Annotated in this window: 13 protein-coding genes; 7 read left to right on the top strand and 6 right to left on the bottom strand. The window is 57.4% G+C overall.

The features are described from left to right. The first annotated feature begins 38 nt into the window (after positions 1-38). The 3 genes from ABF990_RS04910 to ABF990_RS04900 all read left to right on the top strand — a co-directional run bounded on the left by ABF990_RS04910 (position 39) and on the right by ABF990_RS04900 (position 4,339). On the top strand, positions 39-1,007 hold the full coding sequence (locus ABF990_RS04910) for a LysR family transcriptional regulator (protein WP_415499905.1): 969 nt from the start codon (positions 39-41) through the stop codon (positions 1,005-1,007). A gap of 162 nt (positions 1,008-1,169) precedes the next feature. Beyond that, the gene (locus ABF990_RS04905; RefSeq protein ID WP_415499906.1) at positions 1,170-2,993 is read left to right on the top strand and encodes a DUF4422 domain-containing protein; all 1,824 of its coding nucleotides are present in this window, start codon (positions 1,170-1,172) and stop codon (positions 2,991-2,993) included. 716 nt (positions 2,994-3,709) lie between these two features. Further along, complete coding sequence (locus ABF990_RS04900; RefSeq protein WP_415499907.1) at positions 3,710-4,339, top strand: HD-GYP domain-containing protein; 630 nt, start codon at positions 3,710-3,712, stop codon at positions 4,337-4,339. Positions 4,340-4,527: 188 nt separating this feature from the next. Here the strand turns inward: ABF990_RS04900 and ABF990_RS04895 are convergent, their stop codons facing one another. Next, on the bottom strand, positions 4,528-5,928 hold the full coding sequence (locus ABF990_RS04895; RefSeq protein ID WP_415499908.1) for a GGDEF domain-containing protein: 1,401 nt from the start codon (positions 5,926-5,928) through the stop codon (positions 4,528-4,530). A 1,465-nt stretch (positions 5,929-7,393) separates the two neighbouring features. Between ABF990_RS04895 and ABF990_RS04890 the strand changes: the two genes are divergently transcribed. Together ABF990_RS04890 and ABF990_RS04885 are read left to right on the top strand one after the other, a co-directional pair. After that, complete coding sequence (locus ABF990_RS04890) at positions 7,394-9,469, top strand: EAL domain-containing protein (RefSeq protein WP_415499909.1); 2,076 nt, start codon at positions 7,394-7,396, stop codon at positions 9,467-9,469. A 177-nt stretch (positions 9,470-9,646) separates the two neighbouring features. Continuing rightward, positions 9,647-10,252, top strand: a complete 606-nt coding sequence (locus ABF990_RS04885) for a GcrA family cell cycle regulator (protein ID WP_415499910.1) — start codon at positions 9,647-9,649, stop codon at positions 10,250-10,252. Between the two features lie 194 nt (positions 10,253-10,446). Here the strand turns inward: ABF990_RS04885 and ABF990_RS04880 are convergent, their stop codons facing one another. Further along, positions 10,447-11,145: a polymer-forming cytoskeletal protein gene (locus tag ABF990_RS04880; protein ID WP_415491229.1), complete on the bottom strand. Its 699-nt coding sequence runs from the start codon at positions 11,143-11,145 to the stop codon at positions 10,447-10,449. A 222-nt stretch (positions 11,146-11,367) separates the two neighbouring features. On the opposite strand from ABF990_RS04880, the gene ABF990_RS04875 reads away from it, so the two are divergent. Beyond that, positions 11,368-12,366, top strand: a complete 999-nt coding sequence (locus ABF990_RS04875; protein ID WP_415491228.1) for an adenosine kinase — start codon at positions 11,368-11,370, stop codon at positions 12,364-12,366. Positions 12,367-12,473: 107 nt separating this feature from the next. Here the strand turns inward: ABF990_RS04875 and rnd are convergent, their stop codons facing one another. Next, positions 12,474-13,682, bottom strand: coding sequence for a ribonuclease D (gene rnd, locus ABF990_RS04870; protein WP_415491227.1), 1,209 nt, complete (start codon positions 13,680-13,682; stop codon positions 12,474-12,476). A gap of 125 nt (positions 13,683-13,807) precedes the next feature. On the opposite strand from rnd, the gene queF reads away from it, so the two are divergent. Continuing rightward, positions 13,808-14,278, top strand: coding sequence for a preQ(1) synthase (gene queF, locus ABF990_RS04865; protein ID WP_415491226.1), 471 nt, complete (start codon positions 13,808-13,810; stop codon positions 14,276-14,278). A gap of 122 nt (positions 14,279-14,400) precedes the next feature. Here queF and atpC read toward each other — a convergent pair whose 3' ends face one another. Genes atpC through ABF990_RS04850 form a run of 3 tightly spaced genes read right to left on the bottom strand, consistent with a single transcriptional unit; the run spans position 14,401 to position 17,228 of the window. Next, the gene (gene atpC / locus ABF990_RS04860; protein ID WP_415491225.1) at positions 14,401-14,811 is read right to left on the bottom strand and encodes an ATP synthase F1 subunit epsilon; all 411 of its coding nucleotides are present in this window, start codon (positions 14,809-14,811) and stop codon (positions 14,401-14,403) included. A gap of 28 nt (positions 14,812-14,839) precedes the next feature. Next, positions 14,840-16,312: a F0F1 ATP synthase subunit beta gene (gene atpD, locus ABF990_RS04855; RefSeq protein WP_415491224.1), complete on the bottom strand. Its 1,473-nt coding sequence runs from the start codon at positions 16,310-16,312 to the stop codon at positions 14,840-14,842. A 31-nt stretch (positions 16,313-16,343) separates the two neighbouring features. Then, on the bottom strand, positions 16,344-17,228 hold the full coding sequence (locus ABF990_RS04850) for a F0F1 ATP synthase subunit gamma (protein WP_415491223.1): 885 nt from the start codon (positions 17,226-17,228) through the stop codon (positions 16,344-16,346). Between the last annotated feature and the right edge of the window lie 10 nt (positions 17,229-17,238).

Here is a 17,238-nt window from a genome sequence, read left to right as displayed (position 1 = left end):
AGGCTTGAGACACAATAAATTTTTCTTATAATAGGCCCATGGCGATCGTGGACCTCCCCTTCGAGCTTTCATCGCTCAGCGTTTTTCTGGCAGTCTGCGACAATGGCAGCATGGCTGCGGCGGCACGGGCGCTCAAGGTCACGCAGCCCGCCATATCGCAGACCATTGCCGACCTGGAAAGCCGCCTGGGAGCAACCCTGTTCGACCGCAACGTGCGCCCGCTGGCCCTGACCGCGGCGGGCACGGTACTGCGCCAGTACGCCGCCACCATGCTGGCGGAAGTCCGCCATATCGCCACCAATATTCAGGAAATACGGCTGGGCCATGTGCCGCAACTGCGCATGGGCGTTGTCGATTCGCTGTCCCGCGCCATGTCGGCGCATATTTCGCGCTACATGTACGGACGCGTGGGGCGGCTTATCATTCATGCTGGCCTGACCGAAACCCACGCCACCGCCCTGCTGACCCGCCAGATCGACTTCGTGATCGGGGTGGACGACATGGAAGACGTGGCCGGGCTGGAGCGCTGGCCACTGTTCGAGGAACCCTACCTGCTGCTCTGCCCACCCGACATGCCCCCACCCCGCACGACACAGGAACTGGGCGCATGCCTTGCCGGCCGACCTTTTATCCGTTTTTCGCAGCGTTCGCGTACGGGGGGCGATATCGAACGGTTTCTGCGCCGCCTGAAGATCGACGTGCCGTTCCAGCAGGAATTCGACCTGCCCTATGACGTGTTCGCCGCCTGCCAGGCGGGCGGTATTGCCATTACAACCCCGCTCTGCCTGTACGAAGCCGGTTACACGGACGGCTGTGGCCTGACATGTCACCCGCTACCGACAGGGCAGTTCCTGCGCCGCCTGACGCTGGTGGTGCGCCGACGCGAGTTCGGGCGCTTTCCCCTCGACTTCGCGCTGTTCCTGCGCGACTCCATGACGCAGACAGCACTCGCCAAGCTGAACACGCTTTTCCCCGATTTTGTACAGCAGATGCGTGTCCTGTCCTGACCGTCAGCTATGCCATCCCTTGCGGCGCTTCGGTCGAGACAATGCACCGCGGGAATAAACGGTAGAATAAAGGCCCGCCAGACCCTTTCCAACTTGGAGAAGCATCCGGGTAACGGTAGAAGAACAATAACTTGGACAATAGCCTAGCTCAGGACATCTCCCGTGGATATTAAAGTCTATGTCTGTCACCACAAGCCATGGTCAACACTGAAAAACGAGGTGTTCGAACCCATCCAGGTCGGCCGCAGCCTTGCCAAGACCACCTTGCCGGGGATGCTGGGCGACGATACGGGAGACAATATTTCCCACAAGAACAAAGAATGGTGCGAACTGACCGCCCTGTACTGGATATGGAAAAATACGTCCCATGATTATGTCGGGCTGATGCACTACAGACGTTATGTGTCATTCAACCCCGATATACGGCACGATACGTCCATAAACGGCATCAGCGCCGAAGACATCAAGCGCAACATGTGGACACGCGACGGGCTGGCCGCGACCTTCAGGACCCATGCGGTCGTAACATCCCCCATTTACAGTATTCATCCCATCAACCTGCCCCTCATGATCCAGTCTTCCTACGAGCATTACTGTGGGGAGCACTATAAAAAAGATATAGACACCATGATGTCTATTATCAAAACGAAATTTCCTGAATACTATATCGACGCCCTGCATTCCATTTATGCGCAGAAGTGTTTTTTTGGCAATATCGCCATCATGCGGCGCGATATTTTCAATGATTACTGCTCTTTTCTATTCGGCGTGCTCAACGAAGCGGAACGGCAAATCGACGTTTCTTCCTATGACACGTATCAGAAAAGACTGTTCGGTTTCCTGGCCGAACGGCTGAGCAACGTCTTTTTCGAACATCTGCAGTCCAGAGACAAAACGCTCAAAATCCATCATGCACCCATGGTGTCTGTCGGCGAAGAAGACCCTGTTTTCGATTCTGGCTCCATCGCCCGACGGATCATGGAAAAAACACCACAGGAACAGGATATTTCCTTTGGTGGCACCATCAACATCGTTATGTCATTCGACGACCGCTACGCCGATCACGCCCAGGCGACAATCGAATCTCTGCTGGCCCATACGCACAATGGCAACAGAATTCACTTCCATATCATCCATGATCAACGGCTGTCCCGGGACAAGATCCATCACCTTGAAAACAGATATCGCGGGCTGACACAGTTTTCATTCTACATCGTGCAGAACACGTTTATAGAAAAATTCCCTCTCAACAGAGATCATATCAGTATCAACACCTATTACCGACTGGTCATGCAGGATATTCTGCCCGCATCCGTCACCCGTGTGATCTATCTTGATTCCGATATCATTGTTTGTGACGATATCACGACATTATGGAATATCGATCTTGGCGAAAAAATTATCGGAGGCGCCCTGGACGAAGGCGGCGTTCTGCAATCGCGCCGTCTTTTCGGGAACAAGGCCAACAGCACCTATATCAATGCGGGTATCCTGATTTTTGATATTGGCAAAGCCGTTGAAAAATATACCAACCTTCCTTTTTACTATTCGGAAGTCTTTTACAGAAACCAGCCGCTCATTACATTACAGGATCAGGATATCATCAATATCGCCTACAAGGATGACCTGCACATCATCCCCCTGAACTGGAACACGAACTCCCGCATTTACTCCGCCAACGATCTGGATCGCGCCTATTCCAAAGACGCGGAACAGAACGCCCGTGAAAACCCCTTTATCATCCATTTCACGGATAGCAGAAAACCGTGGAAATTTTCCTGCCTTCACCCCTTGAAGCAGTTATACTGGTTTTACAGAGAAAAGGCGGGTCTGGGACAACCTTCCTTTTACGAACGGATCTCTAAAAACAACACAACATTCAGGATCAGGAGCGACGCAAAGACGCTTTATGTCAGTTCCGACCGGATCAACATAAAAATTCCCAGGAAAGCAGCCATTCAGATCCTGAAAGTTCTCAGAAAATAAAGCCAGAGCCAGAGCCAGAGCCAGAGCCAGAGCCAGAGCCAGAGCCAGAGCCAGATATCGTGCGCCTGTTTCTCCCTCTCTGGAAGGGCGCTTCCCTTCCAGACACCGGCAATATCAAACTGGCTTTTCAGCCCCTCACCGCAACCGGCAGACACCGCCTGACGAAGACAGCACGCAGGCACTTTCTCCCATAAGCGGGGTGGGGCAACACGAACCGTCCTGCACCGCCACACCTGCGGCCCATGCGCGCGTCAATGAGCGAGATTCGCCCTGTACGGCCGGATCAGAAGAGACACCGCTTTTGAGCGCATATTTTGCCGCATATTTTCAGGCGGCCGGCACCTGCATAGGGCGTATGAGCAATGCCAACCGACGCCAGATCACGGCACCGTCACATTCTGTACCCTCTCTCGCAACAGTCCGCCAAAAACGTCTGACAGATCTGTCAACATTCAACCCTATGCAGGCTCTTATGCTTTCTGTTCCTATATGGGGAGCGGTTTAGAGGCAAACAGTTGACCAAGATCATTTACCGGTCACCACGCATTCCTTAATTTCCCGCCAGAGTAAATGAGACTGCTGGAGGGCTGCAGAAATGAGTGCTCTCGACAAGACCGATTTGTATAAAAAAATTTGTTATTTTTGTATAAAATCTTATGAAATATACATTACGGGCATAAATTTTATCTCTAAAAGGGCGTTCGGAGGATTTGAGCATGCCTGATAACGAAAACCCGGAATGGAATGAAAAAACGCTTCCTCCCAAGGATTTACCTCTCGAAGCCTTCATTCATGGCGCTGCCAGCGTCGATCGGGGTCATGGTTTCCGGGTTGGGGAAATTGTAGGTATTATCGCTGACCTCGCGGGCATTACATCCCTGGACCGGGACAAGCTGAAAATGGCCGGAACCATGCATGACGCAGGGAAAATCCTGATCCCGGCGGAAATCCTGCAAGCTCCGCGCAGCCTGACAGCAGACGAACGCAAAACCGTTCAAAAACACCCGTTGCTGGGTCTGGCCATAACCCAATGGTATAATCACGATTTCTGCCAGGAAATACGCGACGCCATGCTGATGCACCACGAACGCTGGGACGGTACCGGCTACCCGTTCGGACTGAAAGGGGAAGAAATTCCGCTTCTGGTGCGGATTGTGACCCTGGCCGACACGATTGACGCCATTGCCTCCCGCCGGGATTACAAGGCCCCGTGGAAAGCGGATTTTGTGCTGACATTTTTAAAACATGAAAGTGGCAAGATTTACGATCCCGCCCTGGCCAAGGTCTGTATCGATAATCTAGATAAAGTGCTTGAGCCTGTTAAAAACTGCAAATTTTCTCAGTAGCGCCCCTGTTGGACCCGACAGCCGCGATCAACTGTTTGCAAGCTCCCGGAAAGCCGTTCCTGTCATTATTCCTGCCGGTATATAATGTCGGTACAGATCAGAAACAGAGCCTCAGGCACAAGAACAACGCAGCACCTGCCGGCCTGCTCTGCGGCTTACGATACCCCGGCATGACGGCGCGCGGGGTCTCATGGTTCGGGCAGACCTCCGACACGTATGGCATCTTCTGACGGGGTAGAGGTCACAATACGATTCCGCCCCTGCCGTTTGGCTTTATACAATGCCTGATCGGCCTGGCTTATCAGCACCTTTACATTCGTCTTTCCATCAAAAAACGTGAGCCCCCCCGAAAGGGTAACGCCAATTGTCTCGCCCGAAGACAGCAGCAGGGGCTTGTTTTCCATGTTGACGCGCAGGCGCTCGGCACATTTCAAAGCCTCTCTGGAGGTCATTTCCGTCAGGATAATCAGGAACTCCTCGCCCCCGTAGCGGAAAATATAATCATTGACCCGCAAAAGTGCGACCAGTGTATTCGCCACAAAACACAGAACATCGTCACCGACAAGATGCCCATATGTATCGTTAATGCTTTTAAAGTTATCAATATCGAACAGAATAATACTGAATTTTTTGTCTTTTTTCAAAGCGTAGGAAATTTCGTTTTGCAAGACAGCATCCAGAAACCGTCTATTCAGGACTTTTGTCAGCGGGTCCTTGCCGCTTTCGACTTTTTCTATCTGATGAAAACTGTTTTCGGCCAGGAAATTGATTTTTCTTATCGACCGATAGATTTTTTCCGAAAACCGTTTCGGAATATCTCCCCCATCCTGAACCAGGGCGATATCGCTGTCGATTTTTTCAATTTCTTTCTGGATCGTATCGAATTCCCGGGTTCCCTTGAACAGGTTCCGCCCTTTATGGGTGAACCACAGTCCAAAATCGGAATCCTCGACCAGTTGAATTTCGCGGGCCTTATTCTCACACAAAAGGGTCAGGGTTTGCGTGCTCCATGCAAAAAAGGTCCTGACCTGCGTTTCCCGCTCGAAGGCGAGATCCTGACCCAGCGACACCATGCGCAGGACTTCCTTGTCCTCCACCGCCTTGCGAAACCTGGAATCATAAGCACGCATGACAAACTTGAACGAGAAATCCATCACCGAGCCGATGTAGACGATCAGGGTCGATCTGTCGAAAGGGTCGGTTTTCTTTGCCAGAAACAGGGATATGATTTCCCTTTTGATAATAAAAAAACCATAGGCAATCAGATGGGCCGGTATTTCAAGTCGCGCATAGGCACTTCCCATACGCTTCTGCAATATACAGACATGCTCGACATTGTCGGGAGAAGCGGCAAAAACCGCTTTCAGGTAGAAATACAGATTTTTCCGCAATTTGCGAAGTAACGCCTCTTTCCGCAGAAACTCCGCCGCACTCTCATGCTGGAAAATGGCCTTGATAAAAAGGTCTATACACGCAACAGCGTTGTCTTGAATAACGGTCCTGACATACTCTCTCTGCCCTGAGGGAGCTTGCGTGATAATATCTTTCCATTGCTCCTTCGGGCTTAAATAAATAAATTTTTTATCCATTCCCTACATGTCCCTAGAAACTCAGGAGTCAAAAATTTACGGTCCGTCAACACTCCTGATGCATAGTCAATGTGTTGCGTCGGTTCCCTATCACCCTTATTCCAGCCACCATTCAGCGCATTGAGCAGGTTCTGTAATTATATGATCGCTGTTCCTCTGTAAAGAAGAGGGGCCGAACATGCAACTTTTACTCTAAAGACAGTCCTGCTTCTGACGGATTTTACATCGTCGACCTATTCAAAACAGATATATATACTCGCAAAGCTTTCCCGACCATGCCGGGTCATACTCCCATGCCGTGCCATGACACCCTTCTCCCAACATTCCGGCAATCAAAATCACCGTATCCGGGCAAGGATCGTGGCATGCTGCACGGTATATTGCCCAGCCGGTCGCGGCACGGATAGCACCCGCCCACATGACGCCCCCCTCCTGGAAATATGACTGACTGGCCCATTCCGGGCACCACACGGTTCGCCCCGGATCATGCAGCCAGTTACAGGATGCGATATCAATGCGCGCGCCCTGAACGCTGTCTCTGCCCCCGTCAGCAGCAGGCAAGCGGGTCATGTCACGTAGCAAATAGATAAGATGATATTAAAACAATTGACCTGCAACACGCTGGACCTGCCCTAAAGCAAAACCCGAAAAGACATATTTCAGAACATTGATCATTTATGAATGATGCTTACGATATTTATCGTAATTGTTATTTGCTTTCATGAAAAATATTTTTTATTCTCTCACCATCACGGAACACACCGCGCCGCCGGCATTCGCATTGTATGGAACGCCGTCATCGGGGGGTCTCTCATCTCCCCAGGGGCGCAGGCCACTGCCTGGGGAGACTTTTCCATGACAGAAGCATTGCGTCCCGGATTGCCCTTGCGGGACCAGGGGTCCGAGGCACGGCGCCATAGTCCCGCGCCACGGGCCGACTGGCTGGCGCATGGTAATTCTCCTCTGACCGGGGCCAATCGCCGGCCAGCAACAACTGCTGCGGCATGTCCAGCACCTGCCTCCACCCTCCCGTTATCAGGCCGGGTACGGCGAGGGACCGGCGACAAACCTGGCCCAAAATACGCCCTATCCCCTTGGGCCAGATCATCAATTGCAACGTTGGTATTGCCAAATCTGATCTTTTCCATCCAAATACCGCAGGAATTTTTTACAGAATCACCACGCGACACACCCCCGGACGGGGAATCGCCATCGCCAGGGAAAGGAACTTCAGAGCGGCGGCGACGCACGCGCAGCCTGTGATAACGATCTCCCGCACGCACGGACGATCCTTGGCGGCGCAACAATAAATTCATGCGACAATTATGATGCTTTACGTTTTATGAATGCTTTTTAAGATTCCAAACCTCCACCGAATCAAGGCGGAATTCCATCATGCGGCTTTTTATATGCCATCCTGTCTTCGTCTGAGGCGGCCATGCGCGATCACCTAGCACAACGACGGATGAGAGACATTGCCGTTAACGTGCCATCCGTTTCGTCGAATGAAACGGGTGCGAATATCTTTGCCCTGTTCCAGGAAAACACGGACCTTTCCGAAATTCCTGTTGTCGATGCGCATAATCGCCCGGTCGGTATTATCGGCCGGTGGACCTTTCTGCTCCGTGTGGGCCACCGGTTCGGCTATGAAATATTCGCCAACCGTTCCATCTCCCTGCTGATGGACCGCAACCCCATTCTGGTCGATGCGGATGAATTCGTGTCCGATTTTGTGGATACCATTCTCAATACGCACTTACTGAACCAGTTGACCGGGTTCATTATTACAAAAAATCACGAATATTACGGCGTCGGGTCTACCTTCAACCTCACCAAGGCCCTGCACGCCCAGGCCGTGGATACGATCAAGGAACTGCGCCAGACCACGGGTGAGCTACGTCAGGCCAACAAGATTATCCTGCGGGACAAGCTGTTCATTTCCACCATCATCGACAACATCCCCACCGCGATCCAGGTGCGTGACGTCAGTACCGGCGACACCATCATTCACAACAGGGCCGCGGAGGAAGTTGGCCTGTCCTCCCACTCCTTCACCCTGAACGGGCTGGACGACACAATCCCCGACATGCCTTCCGCCCTGACCGAGGACACCGCATGGCAGGGACGCGTGGGCAAATCGGAACAGACGCTGACAGACCGCAAGGGTATCGAGCGCATTCTGTCCAAAAGAAACCTGCTGATCGACGATGATGACGGCAATCGCCGCTGGGAACTCTGCGTCGCGGATGACATAACAGAATACCGCGAGGCCCAGCGCAGCATAGAACAGCTTGCCCATTACGATAACCTGACCGGCCTGCCCAACCGGAATTATTTCAGCTCCCGGCTACATGCCATGTCCAATCAGGAGGATTTCGAATTCTTCCTGCTCTATATCGATCTGGATCACTTCAAATCCATCAATGACATGCACGGCCACAGCGCGGGCGACGAACTGCTCAGAAAAGCAGCGCTGAGACTCCAGACCTTCTGCCGTCAGGACGATTTTGTAGCCCGCCTTGGTGGCGACGAATTCGCGATGATATGGCCATACTGCTCCGCCACCACCCCGATCGAGCCCCGCCTGGCGGAACTGATCAAACTCCTGAGCGCGCCCTATACAATCCAGAATAATGAAGTCGTGGTGGGGGCCAGCATAGGGGCGGCCCATTTCCCCGGTCAGGCGGAGGACAGCGCAACCTTGCTGCGCCACGCCGATATGGCTCTTTACAAAGCCAAGTCTCTGGGCCGCTGCCAGTACAAGCTGTTCGACAACGACCTGAGCCGCGAAATCAGGGACCGGGCCGAACTGGTCGCGGCCTTGCATAAAATGGTCGACGGCGAAGGACTGAGCCTGCACTACCAGCCCATATTCTGCCTGACCACCAACACCATCCGCTCTTTCGAGGCACTGGCCCGCTGGCACCATGCCGAACGCGGGACAATTCCGCCGGACGTGTTCATCCGTCTGGTCGAAGACACCGGGCTGATCCACGAATTTGGCGAACGCGTGCTCCGCATGGCCTGTTCCCAGGCCCGGACATGGCCCGAAACCGTGACCGTATCGGTCAATGTTTCCCCCCTGCAGCTCAAACGCCGCCAGTTCCCCGACGTCATCCGGGCCATACTGGCTGAAACGGGACTGAAACCCAGCCGGCTGGATCTTGAAATTACGGAAAGCGTCCTGATGGACGAATATGAATACAAAAATTCCATCCTGAACGATATCCGCGACATTGGCTGCAATATCAGTATCGATGATTTCGGGACCGGGTATTCGTCACTCAGCTATTTGTGGAAACTGCCTTTCGACAAGATCAAGATCGATCGCAGCTTTGTTCAGGCCCTGCCCGACCCGACAGCTAAAGAAATCATTCAGTCCATTGTCGGCATTGCGAGTATTCGCGCCAAGACCGTTATTGTGGAAGGCGTTGAATCCGAAGTGCAGCTCAAGGCCGTGCGGGCCATGAAATGCACCGAAGCCCAGGGCTATTTTCTGGGCCGTCCCGGCCCGTGCCCGCTGGAATTCGGCAACGCCTGAAGGCGGCCTTCCCGCGGGCGCGCAAACCGGGCATAAACGGGGGCTTTTCTCAAGCGCAAACCCGTCTTTTCTGGGCTTTGCGCTTGAGAAGCGCCGCACATCCTCTTAGTATGCAACCCTCTGAAAGGCCGGCGCCCTGCTTGCCAGCCGTGCAATAGTAAAAAAAGGTGCCTGTGGATGGAGTGGACCGAAGAAATAATCGCCCAGTTGAAAGACCTGTGGGCAGAAGGTCTGTCAACTGCGGAAATCGGCCGGCGCCTCTCCATCACCAAAAACGCTGTCGTTGGCAAGGCACACCGGCTTGGGTTGCCGCCACGCCCATCCCCCATCCGGCGGGAAGGCAAGGCCAAGCCACCTGGCACGGAAAAACCCGAGAAAGCCGTGCAGCCTGTTGCCGAAGCACCGGCCGACGCACCCCATAGCGAACCGCCCCCGGCACCCGCCCCCCGTATGCCGCCTGCACACGGCAGCGGCGAACAGGGTCCGGCTGTTCCGTCTACCCCCCAGCCCACGGAGGCACCGGTTCAGGAAAAGGTGCAACCCAAGGAGAAAGTGGTGGCAAGCCCCAAGGCGGCTCCCAAGACCAAACCGGTCTTTCGCACCATTTCCGACGCCGAACCCCAGAAACGTCGCGGTCCGTCCTGCTGTTGGCCGATCGGAGACCCCGGCACGCCCGGCTTCCATTTCTGCGGTGCGACGCCCCTGCCCGGTAAGCCCTATTGCGAAGAACACGCCCAGATTGCCTATGTCAGGCTGCGTGACCGCCGCGACACCATGGCCTGAACCCATGACAGCCCCAGACCCGGGGCTGTAGCATCTGTCCAGCAGACCTGGATGCGCTGACTGCGCGCCCCCGAGAGGACAGACTGTTGAGCGCCCAAAACGGAAAGGGGCCGCACCTTACGGTGCAGCCCCTTTTTTTATCGATCCCGGTCACGGGTCTTTTTGACAAAACCCGATCCGCACCCGATGCGACATCAGGCCGCAGGGTCTGCTTCCGGCGCGGACTCTGCCGGTGCATCTGTCGCGGCAGCCGGTGTCGCACCACTTTCGGGCAGCATTTCCAGCTGGCCGGTAATCTGGCCGCCGTCATCCACCTTCAGACGATGGCAGGACGCCTTGCCCAGCAGGCGCCCCGTACCACGCACGGTCAGGCTGCCACGGACAATCAACGACCCGTCGACCGTGCCGGCAATTTCAGCATTCTCGACTTCGACACCGCCACGGAACAGGCCGCCCGGCATCACCACCAGTTCCTTGGCGTTGATCAGGCTGGATTCCACCGTGCCTTCAACCACCAGACGTTCGGCATCCTGAACCGAACCCTGCACGCTGATACCGCGCCCGACAACCAGTGTACGCTGCTCGGGCACGTCCTTGCGACCGGGCGCCTGCTGGGGCGGCATGCCGCGCGGGGCTGCACCCGGAATAGGCGGAATGCCAGCGCCCGAAGGAAGGGGGGAACCGGAGGGAAGAGGCGCACGGCCCATGAGCGAGGTCTCCTTGAGTGTGTCAGGACGAGAAGTGGCCGGGCCCGTTACGGATGCTCCCGGCCGCCCTGCTGTGGATGAAAAACTGGACTCCGATACCCCTGCCGGGCGCGCGGGCGCCGACGGACTGGCAGCGGAGGTCTGTTCCGATGGTCGTTTGTCTTCAGGCTTTCGTCTTCTGAACAAGAAATTCCCCCCGCCAATCAAAACTATCTGTCGTTCAGGCAGCAATCCCGCCCCTGCGGGCCGCCGCGCGCGCCCCAGGCCGCCTGCTCAGGATCGTTCCGATTCTATACAGGCGTCGTGTCCTGGGGCAAAGCTTGCCTACACGCTACTGTTGCCCTTTTTATGGCAGCGCGCTAGCCAAACAGCCAGACAGTTTCATTTTTAAAAGAAGTTTTCGCCCATATGACAGCCACCGACACAAAATACGATATTCTCGGGATCGGGAACGCCATTACCGATATTCTGGCCAAGGTCGACCCCGCCTTTCTGGAAAAACAGAACCTGACACCGGGCAGCATGACGCTGGTGGATGCGGACCGCGCCCACGCCCTTGAAGCCGCACTGACCCCCGAGCAGGTCATGGGCGGCGGGTCTGTCGCCAATAGCTGCGTGGTGGCGGCGCAGTTCGGCGCCCGCGTGGCGTATCTGGGCAAGGTCGCGCGCGATACCGCGGGGCAGAAATTCGTGCAGGACCTGCGCGATAACGGCGTTGAATTTCCCTCCCAGCCGCTGAATACGCAGACCTTCGAAAATCTGCCGACAGCACGCTGCATTGTCATGATCACCCCGGACGGCCAGCGCACCATGGCCACCTATCTGGGCGCGTGTTCGTGCTTCACCCCCGAAGACGTTCTGCCCGATATCATTACCGCATCGCGCATTGTCTATCTGGAAGGCTACCTGTTCGACCCCCCCCACGCGCAGGAAGCGTTCCGCCATGCCGCCGCCATTGCCCATGCGAACGGGCGGCAGGTCGCCCTGTCCCTGTCGGACCCGTTCTGCGTCGGCCGCCACCGTGACGCGTTCCTGGACCTGGTGAAGGGGCATGTGGATATTCTGTTCGCCAACGAGGACGAAATCTGCGCCCTGTACGAAACCGAAAGCTTTGACGAAGCCGCCCGCAAGACCGCCCATGACACCACGTTCGCAGCACTAACCCGCTCCGCCTTGGGCAGCGTGGTCGTACATGACGGCGCTTTTACGCAGGTTTCTCCGGTGCCGACGCAGGTTGTGGACACCACCGGCGCGGGCGACGCCTATGCCGCAGGCTTCATGGCCGGGCTGACATCAGGCCGCAGCCTGCCCGAATGCGGGCGGCTGGCTTCGGTCGCGGCGTCGGAAATCATTTCCCATTACGGGGCCCGCCCGCTTTCCAACTTGTGGGAAGAAATGGGTTTCTGAAACATCCCCAAGGGGCAGGCAGGCGCACAGGCCGTGGCCTGCCTGCTCCTTGCCCCCGTGCGGGACCGGCCATGATCCAAAAACCCATGGCCGATCGACAAGGGCTTTCAGCCTGCGTTGGACAGTTCGTTGCATGGCAGGGTCTCAACCTTGCCATCCCGGATACACAGTGCCACCTGGCCAGCACACAGGGCGCGTGCCGTCTGGCCGAACACCCGGCCACGCCAGCCACCCGAAAGCGGCCCCGGCTGTTCGGGATCGAGCGCGAAAGCCTCCAGATCGTCCTGGGAAGCAACAAGCCTGGGGGCTACGTCATGCTCCTCACAGCAGGCCGCCAGCAGCACTTTCAGCAATGCCACAAGCGATGCAGGAGGGCGCGGCGCGTCCTTGTTGCGGCCTTTGGGCAGTTTGGGCAGTTCGCTCTCGGGCAGGGCCTGCGCCTGCTTCACGGCCTCCAGCAGCGCCTGACCCACGCTTCCTTCCGCCAACCCGCGTGACACGCCACGCACTCTGGACAGCGCACCAAGAGTGACAGGGGTCGTTGCCGCGATTTCAAGCAGGCTTTCATCCTTGATCAGGCGCTGGCGCGGCACGTTGATCCGCTGGGCCTCGCGCTCGCGCAGGGCCGCCACGGCCCGCAGTACCGCCAGCATACGCCGGTTGCCCGTACGGGCGCGCAGACGTTCCCACTGGCGTTCCGGGTCGGGCAGGAACGTCTCGGGCGTTTCCAGCTCCGCCATTTCGGCCGCGACCCAGCTCAGACGCTTTTCCTGCTCCAGCTTGGCCACAAGCCGTTCGTAAACCACACGCAACCAGGTGACATCTCCCGCCGCGTAACTGAGCTGTGCGTCTGACAGCGGGCGGACCGACCAGTCCGTAAAGCGATGGCTCTTGTCGATGACATACCCGGCAAGGGATCCGACAAGGCTGTCATAGCCCACCTGATCGCCAAAGCCCGCCACCATGGCCGCGACCTGCGTGTCGAAAACCGGCGTGGGCAGCGCACCGAACAGATGCAGGAAAATTTCCAGGTCCTGCCGCGCGGCATGAAAGACCTTGAGCACGGCGGCATTGGCCATCAGCGCTGCCAGCGGCGCCAGATCCAGCCCTTCCGCCAGAGCATCGATCAGGATGACCTCATGCGCGCCACCGATCTGCACCAGGCACAGTTCCGGCCAGTAAGTGCGCTCGCGCATGAATTCGGTATCGACCGTGACAAACGATTCGCCATGCAACGGCGCAAGAAGCGTTTCAAGCTCCTGCGTGGTGGTGACAAGACGCGGCGTGGGAAAAACGGGGGAAGGGGATCTGGCCATGGTTTTCCCATACACCAGCTACCCTGAAAACGACAGCCACGCTCCGCCGAATGTTCCACACAAAGCTTGACTTGCGCGTCCACCATCTGGACATGAGCCATAAAGAGTCGATGGGAGACACAAACATGACCAGACCCGATAACGGCAGCCAGGGCCTGACGCAGCTCGGCCGCCTTGTCGCCGCCCCAGCCAGCCCCGAAGAGGCCATTCTGGAACGCGTACCCGCCCCGCATCAGGGCAGGCAGTATATGGTGCGCTTTACCGCGCCCGAATTCACGTCCCTCTGCCCCATCACCAGCCAGCCGGACTTCGCGCACATTGTCATCGACTACGTGCCGGACCAGTGGATTGTCGAAAGCAAGTCCTTGAAACTGTTCCTGACCAGTTTCAGAAACCACGGCGCGTTTCATGAAGCCTGCTCGCTCCAGATCGCAACCACGCTGGTCGATCTGCTTGCCCCGCTATGGCTGCGCATCGGCGCCTACTGGTATCCACGCGGGGGCATGCCCATAGACGTGTTCTGGCAGACCGGCGAACCGCCCAAAGAGGTCTGGATTCCCGGGCAGGACGTGCCGACCTATCGCGGCCGGGGCTAGGCACCGCACGCAACGCGCCTGCCGGCATCGAGACCGCCGGAGCTGAATAACAGGGCATAAAAAAAGCCACCCGATGGGTGGCTTTTTTCCAGACCGGATCTTGCGGCCCGGCAGATCCGAAGTCAGTTCGCGCCGGAACCGGCTTCGATCTCGGCGCGGACAGCCAGAATCTGGTCCTGCAATACGCTCAGACGGGTCGTATCCGTCTTGTCGGCCTTGTCCCACGCTTCGGACAGGGCTTCGAGCTGGGCCGTAGCGTTGTCGATAGAAATATCGCCAACCGGCACTGCCTTGTCCGCAAGAACAGTGCAGCGTGTGGGCGTGATATCCGCAAAGCCGCCGCCCACAAAGTAGCGGTCGGTCACGGTGTCGCCCTCGTACAGGGCCACGACGCCACCGCGCAGCAGAAGCATCATGGGCGAATGCTCGGGCATGGCGGCGATATCGCCCTCCATGCCGGGCAGGACGGCCATGTCAACCTCGCGCGACACCAGAACCTTCTCGGGACTGATAATCTCAATCTGGATCGGCATCAACGACGCTCCTTCCCGAAACCGGCGGTCAGGCCGACTCCCTCATTTTTTCTGCCTTGGCGACTGCTTCTTCGATGGAACCCACCATGTAGAAGGCAGCTTCGGGCAGGTCGTCATATTCACCCGCACAGATCGCCTTGAAGGACCGGACCGTGTCGGCCACGGACACCAGCTTGCCCGGCGCACCCGTGAACACTTCGGCCACGTGGAACGGCTGGGACAGGAAGCGCTGGATACGACGCGCGCGGGCCACGATCTGCTTGTCGTCCTCGGACAGTTCGTCCATGCCCAGAATGGCAATGATGTCCTGCAGGGACTTGTAGGTCTGCAGGATACGCTGCACTTCAAGTGCGACCTGGTAGTGTTCTTCACCCACGATCTGCGGGTCCAGCGCGCGGGACGTGGAATCCAGCGGATCGACCGCCGGGTAGATCCCCATTTCCGCGATGGAGCGGTTCAGCACGGTCGTCGCATCCAGATGCGCGAAGGTGGCTGCCGGCGCCGGGTCGGTCAGATCGTCGGCGGGCACGTAAACGGCCTGCACGGAGGTGATGGAGCCCTTCTTGGTGGAGGTGATACGCTCCTGCAGGGCGCCCATTTCCGTTGCCAGCGTAGGCTGATAGCCCACGGCGGAAGGAATACGGCCCAGCAGTGCCGACACTTCCGAACCGGCCTGCGTGAAGCGGAAGATGTTGTCCACAAAGAACAGCACGTCCTGGTTTTCTTCATCGCGGAAATATTCCGCCATGGTCAGGCCGCTCAGCGCCACGCGGGCACGCGCACCCGGCGGCTCGTTCATCTGGCCGAACACCAGGGCAACCTTGGACCCGTCGGTCGCGCCGTCCTCGGCCAGCTTGATCACGCCGGCATCCTGCATTTCGTAATACAGGTCGTTCCCTTCACGGGTACGTTCACCAACACCCGCGAACACGGACACGCCGCCATGCGCCTTGGCGATGTTGTTGATCAGTTCCTGAATAATGACGGTCTTACCCACGCCGGCACCACCGAACAGGCCGATCTTGCCGCCCTTGAGATAGGGGCAGAGCAGGTCGACAACCTTGATCCCGGTCATCAGGATTTCGGACGCGGCGGCCTGTTCGTCGAACGCAGGGGCATCGCGGTGGATGCTGGCGCGGCGGGTGGTGCGCACGGGGCCTTTTTCGTCGATCGGTTCACCGATCACGTTCAGGATACGGCCAAGCGTTTCCGGACCGACAGGCACGGAAATCTGGGCGCCGGTGTCCACGACTTCGGCGCCACGCACCAGACCATCGGTCGAGTCCATGGCAATGCAGCGCACTTCGTGTTCGCCAATTTCCTGGGCGACTTCCAGAACCAGGGTCTGGCCGTCCAGCGACACGTGCAATGCGTTGAGAATCTTGGGCAGTTCACCCTGGAACTGCACGTCAACGACCGGACCTCTGATCTCGGTAATGCGACCAACTGCGTTGGTCTTAGTGGCCGCAGGGGCCTGGGTCTGGGTTGTGGTATCCGACATGGGGTCAGCTCCTGCGGGCATGCGGGCGGGCTCAGACAGCCTGGGCGCCCGAAATGATTTCGATCAGTTCGTTGGTGATATTGGTCTGGCGGGTCCGGTTATAGACCTGCGTCAGACTGTCGATAGAGCGGCCCGCGTTACGCGTGGCGTTATCCATGGCCGTCATCCGGGCGCCGTTCTCGCCCGCTGCCGTTTCCAGCAGGGAGGCGTAAATCTGCACCTGGAGGTTGCGGGGCAGCAGCATGGCCAGAAGCGTTGCTTCATCCGGCTCGAACTCGTACTGCGCGACGTCGTTGGCGGGTTCGGCTTTCACCGTATCGTCAACCACCATCGGCACAAGCTGCTGGCACACGGGCACCTGGAGCATCGCGTTGCTGAACTTGTTGAACACAAGCGTGCAGACGTCGATTTCTCCCGCTTCGAGCAGGGTGTTGATCTTGTCGCCCAGACCGCTGGCGACCGAGAACGGAACTTCCTTGCCGCTGACACCGATCACGTGATCGACGATCAGGTCGGCATGCTCGCGCATGAAGAAGTTCAGCGCCCGGCGACCGACCGGCAGCAGCCTGACGGTCTTGCCTTCGGCCTGAAGGCGGCGGATGGTCTGGACCGTAAGACGGTGCACGTTGGAGTTGAACCCCCCGCACAGCCCACGGTCACTGGTCAGGGGCACCAGCAGATGCACCTTGTCCTGACCCGTTCCCGCCAGAAGACGGGGAGCCCCGTCCTCACCCTGGGTCGCGGCAGCCAGTTCACCCAGCATGCGGCGCATGGCCGCGGCATAGGGGCGAGCCGCTTCCGCGCTGGCCTGTGCGCGCCGCAACTTGGCGGCCGCCACCATTTTCATGGCGCTCGTGATCTTCCGTGTCGACTTGATACTGCCGATGCGGGCGCGAAGTTCCTTGAGGGAGGCCATGGGCGCTGGT

Source organism: Acetobacter sp. (assembly GCF_047723915.1).
Lineage (GTDB): Bacteria > Pseudomonadota > Alphaproteobacteria > Acetobacterales > Acetobacteraceae > Acetobacter.
This window is presented reverse-complemented; position numbering and strand designations above follow the sequence as displayed.

Coding starts and splice junctions, on each gene's coding strand:
- ABF990_RS04910 (WP_415499905.1), top strand. CDS start 39: ATGGCGATCGTGGACCTCCCCTTCGAGCTTTCATCGCTCAGCGTTTTT.
- ABF990_RS04900 (WP_415499907.1), top strand. CDS start 3,710: ATGCCTGATAACGAAAACCCGGAATGGAATGAAAAAACGCTTCCTCCC.
- ABF990_RS04895 (WP_415499908.1), bottom strand. CDS start 5,928: ATGGATAAAAAATTTATTTATTTAAGCCCGAAGGAGCAATGGAAAGAT.
- ABF990_RS04890 (WP_415499909.1), top strand. CDS start 7,394: ATGAGAGACATTGCCGTTAACGTGCCATCCGTTTCGTCGAATGAAACG.
- ABF990_RS04885 (WP_415499910.1), top strand. CDS start 9,647: ATGGAGTGGACCGAAGAAATAATCGCCCAGTTGAAAGACCTGTGGGCA.
- ABF990_RS04875 (WP_415491228.1), top strand. CDS start 11,368: ATGACAGCCACCGACACAAAATACGATATTCTCGGGATCGGGAACGCC.
- rnd (WP_415491227.1), bottom strand. CDS start 13,682: ATGGCCAGATCCCCTTCCCCCGTTTTTCCCACGCCGCGTCTTGTCACC.
- queF (WP_415491226.1), top strand. CDS start 13,808: ATGACCAGACCCGATAACGGCAGCCAGGGCCTGACGCAGCTCGGCCGC.
- atpC (WP_415491225.1), bottom strand. CDS start 14,811: ATGCCGATCCAGATTGAGATTATCAGTCCCGAGAAGGTTCTGGTGTCG.
- atpD (WP_415491224.1), bottom strand. CDS start 16,312: ATGTCGGATACCACAACCCAGACCCAGGCCCCTGCGGCCACTAAGACC.
- ABF990_RS04850 (WP_415491223.1), bottom strand. CDS start 17,228: ATGGCCTCCCTCAAGGAACTTCGCGCCCGCATCGGCAGTATCAAGTCG.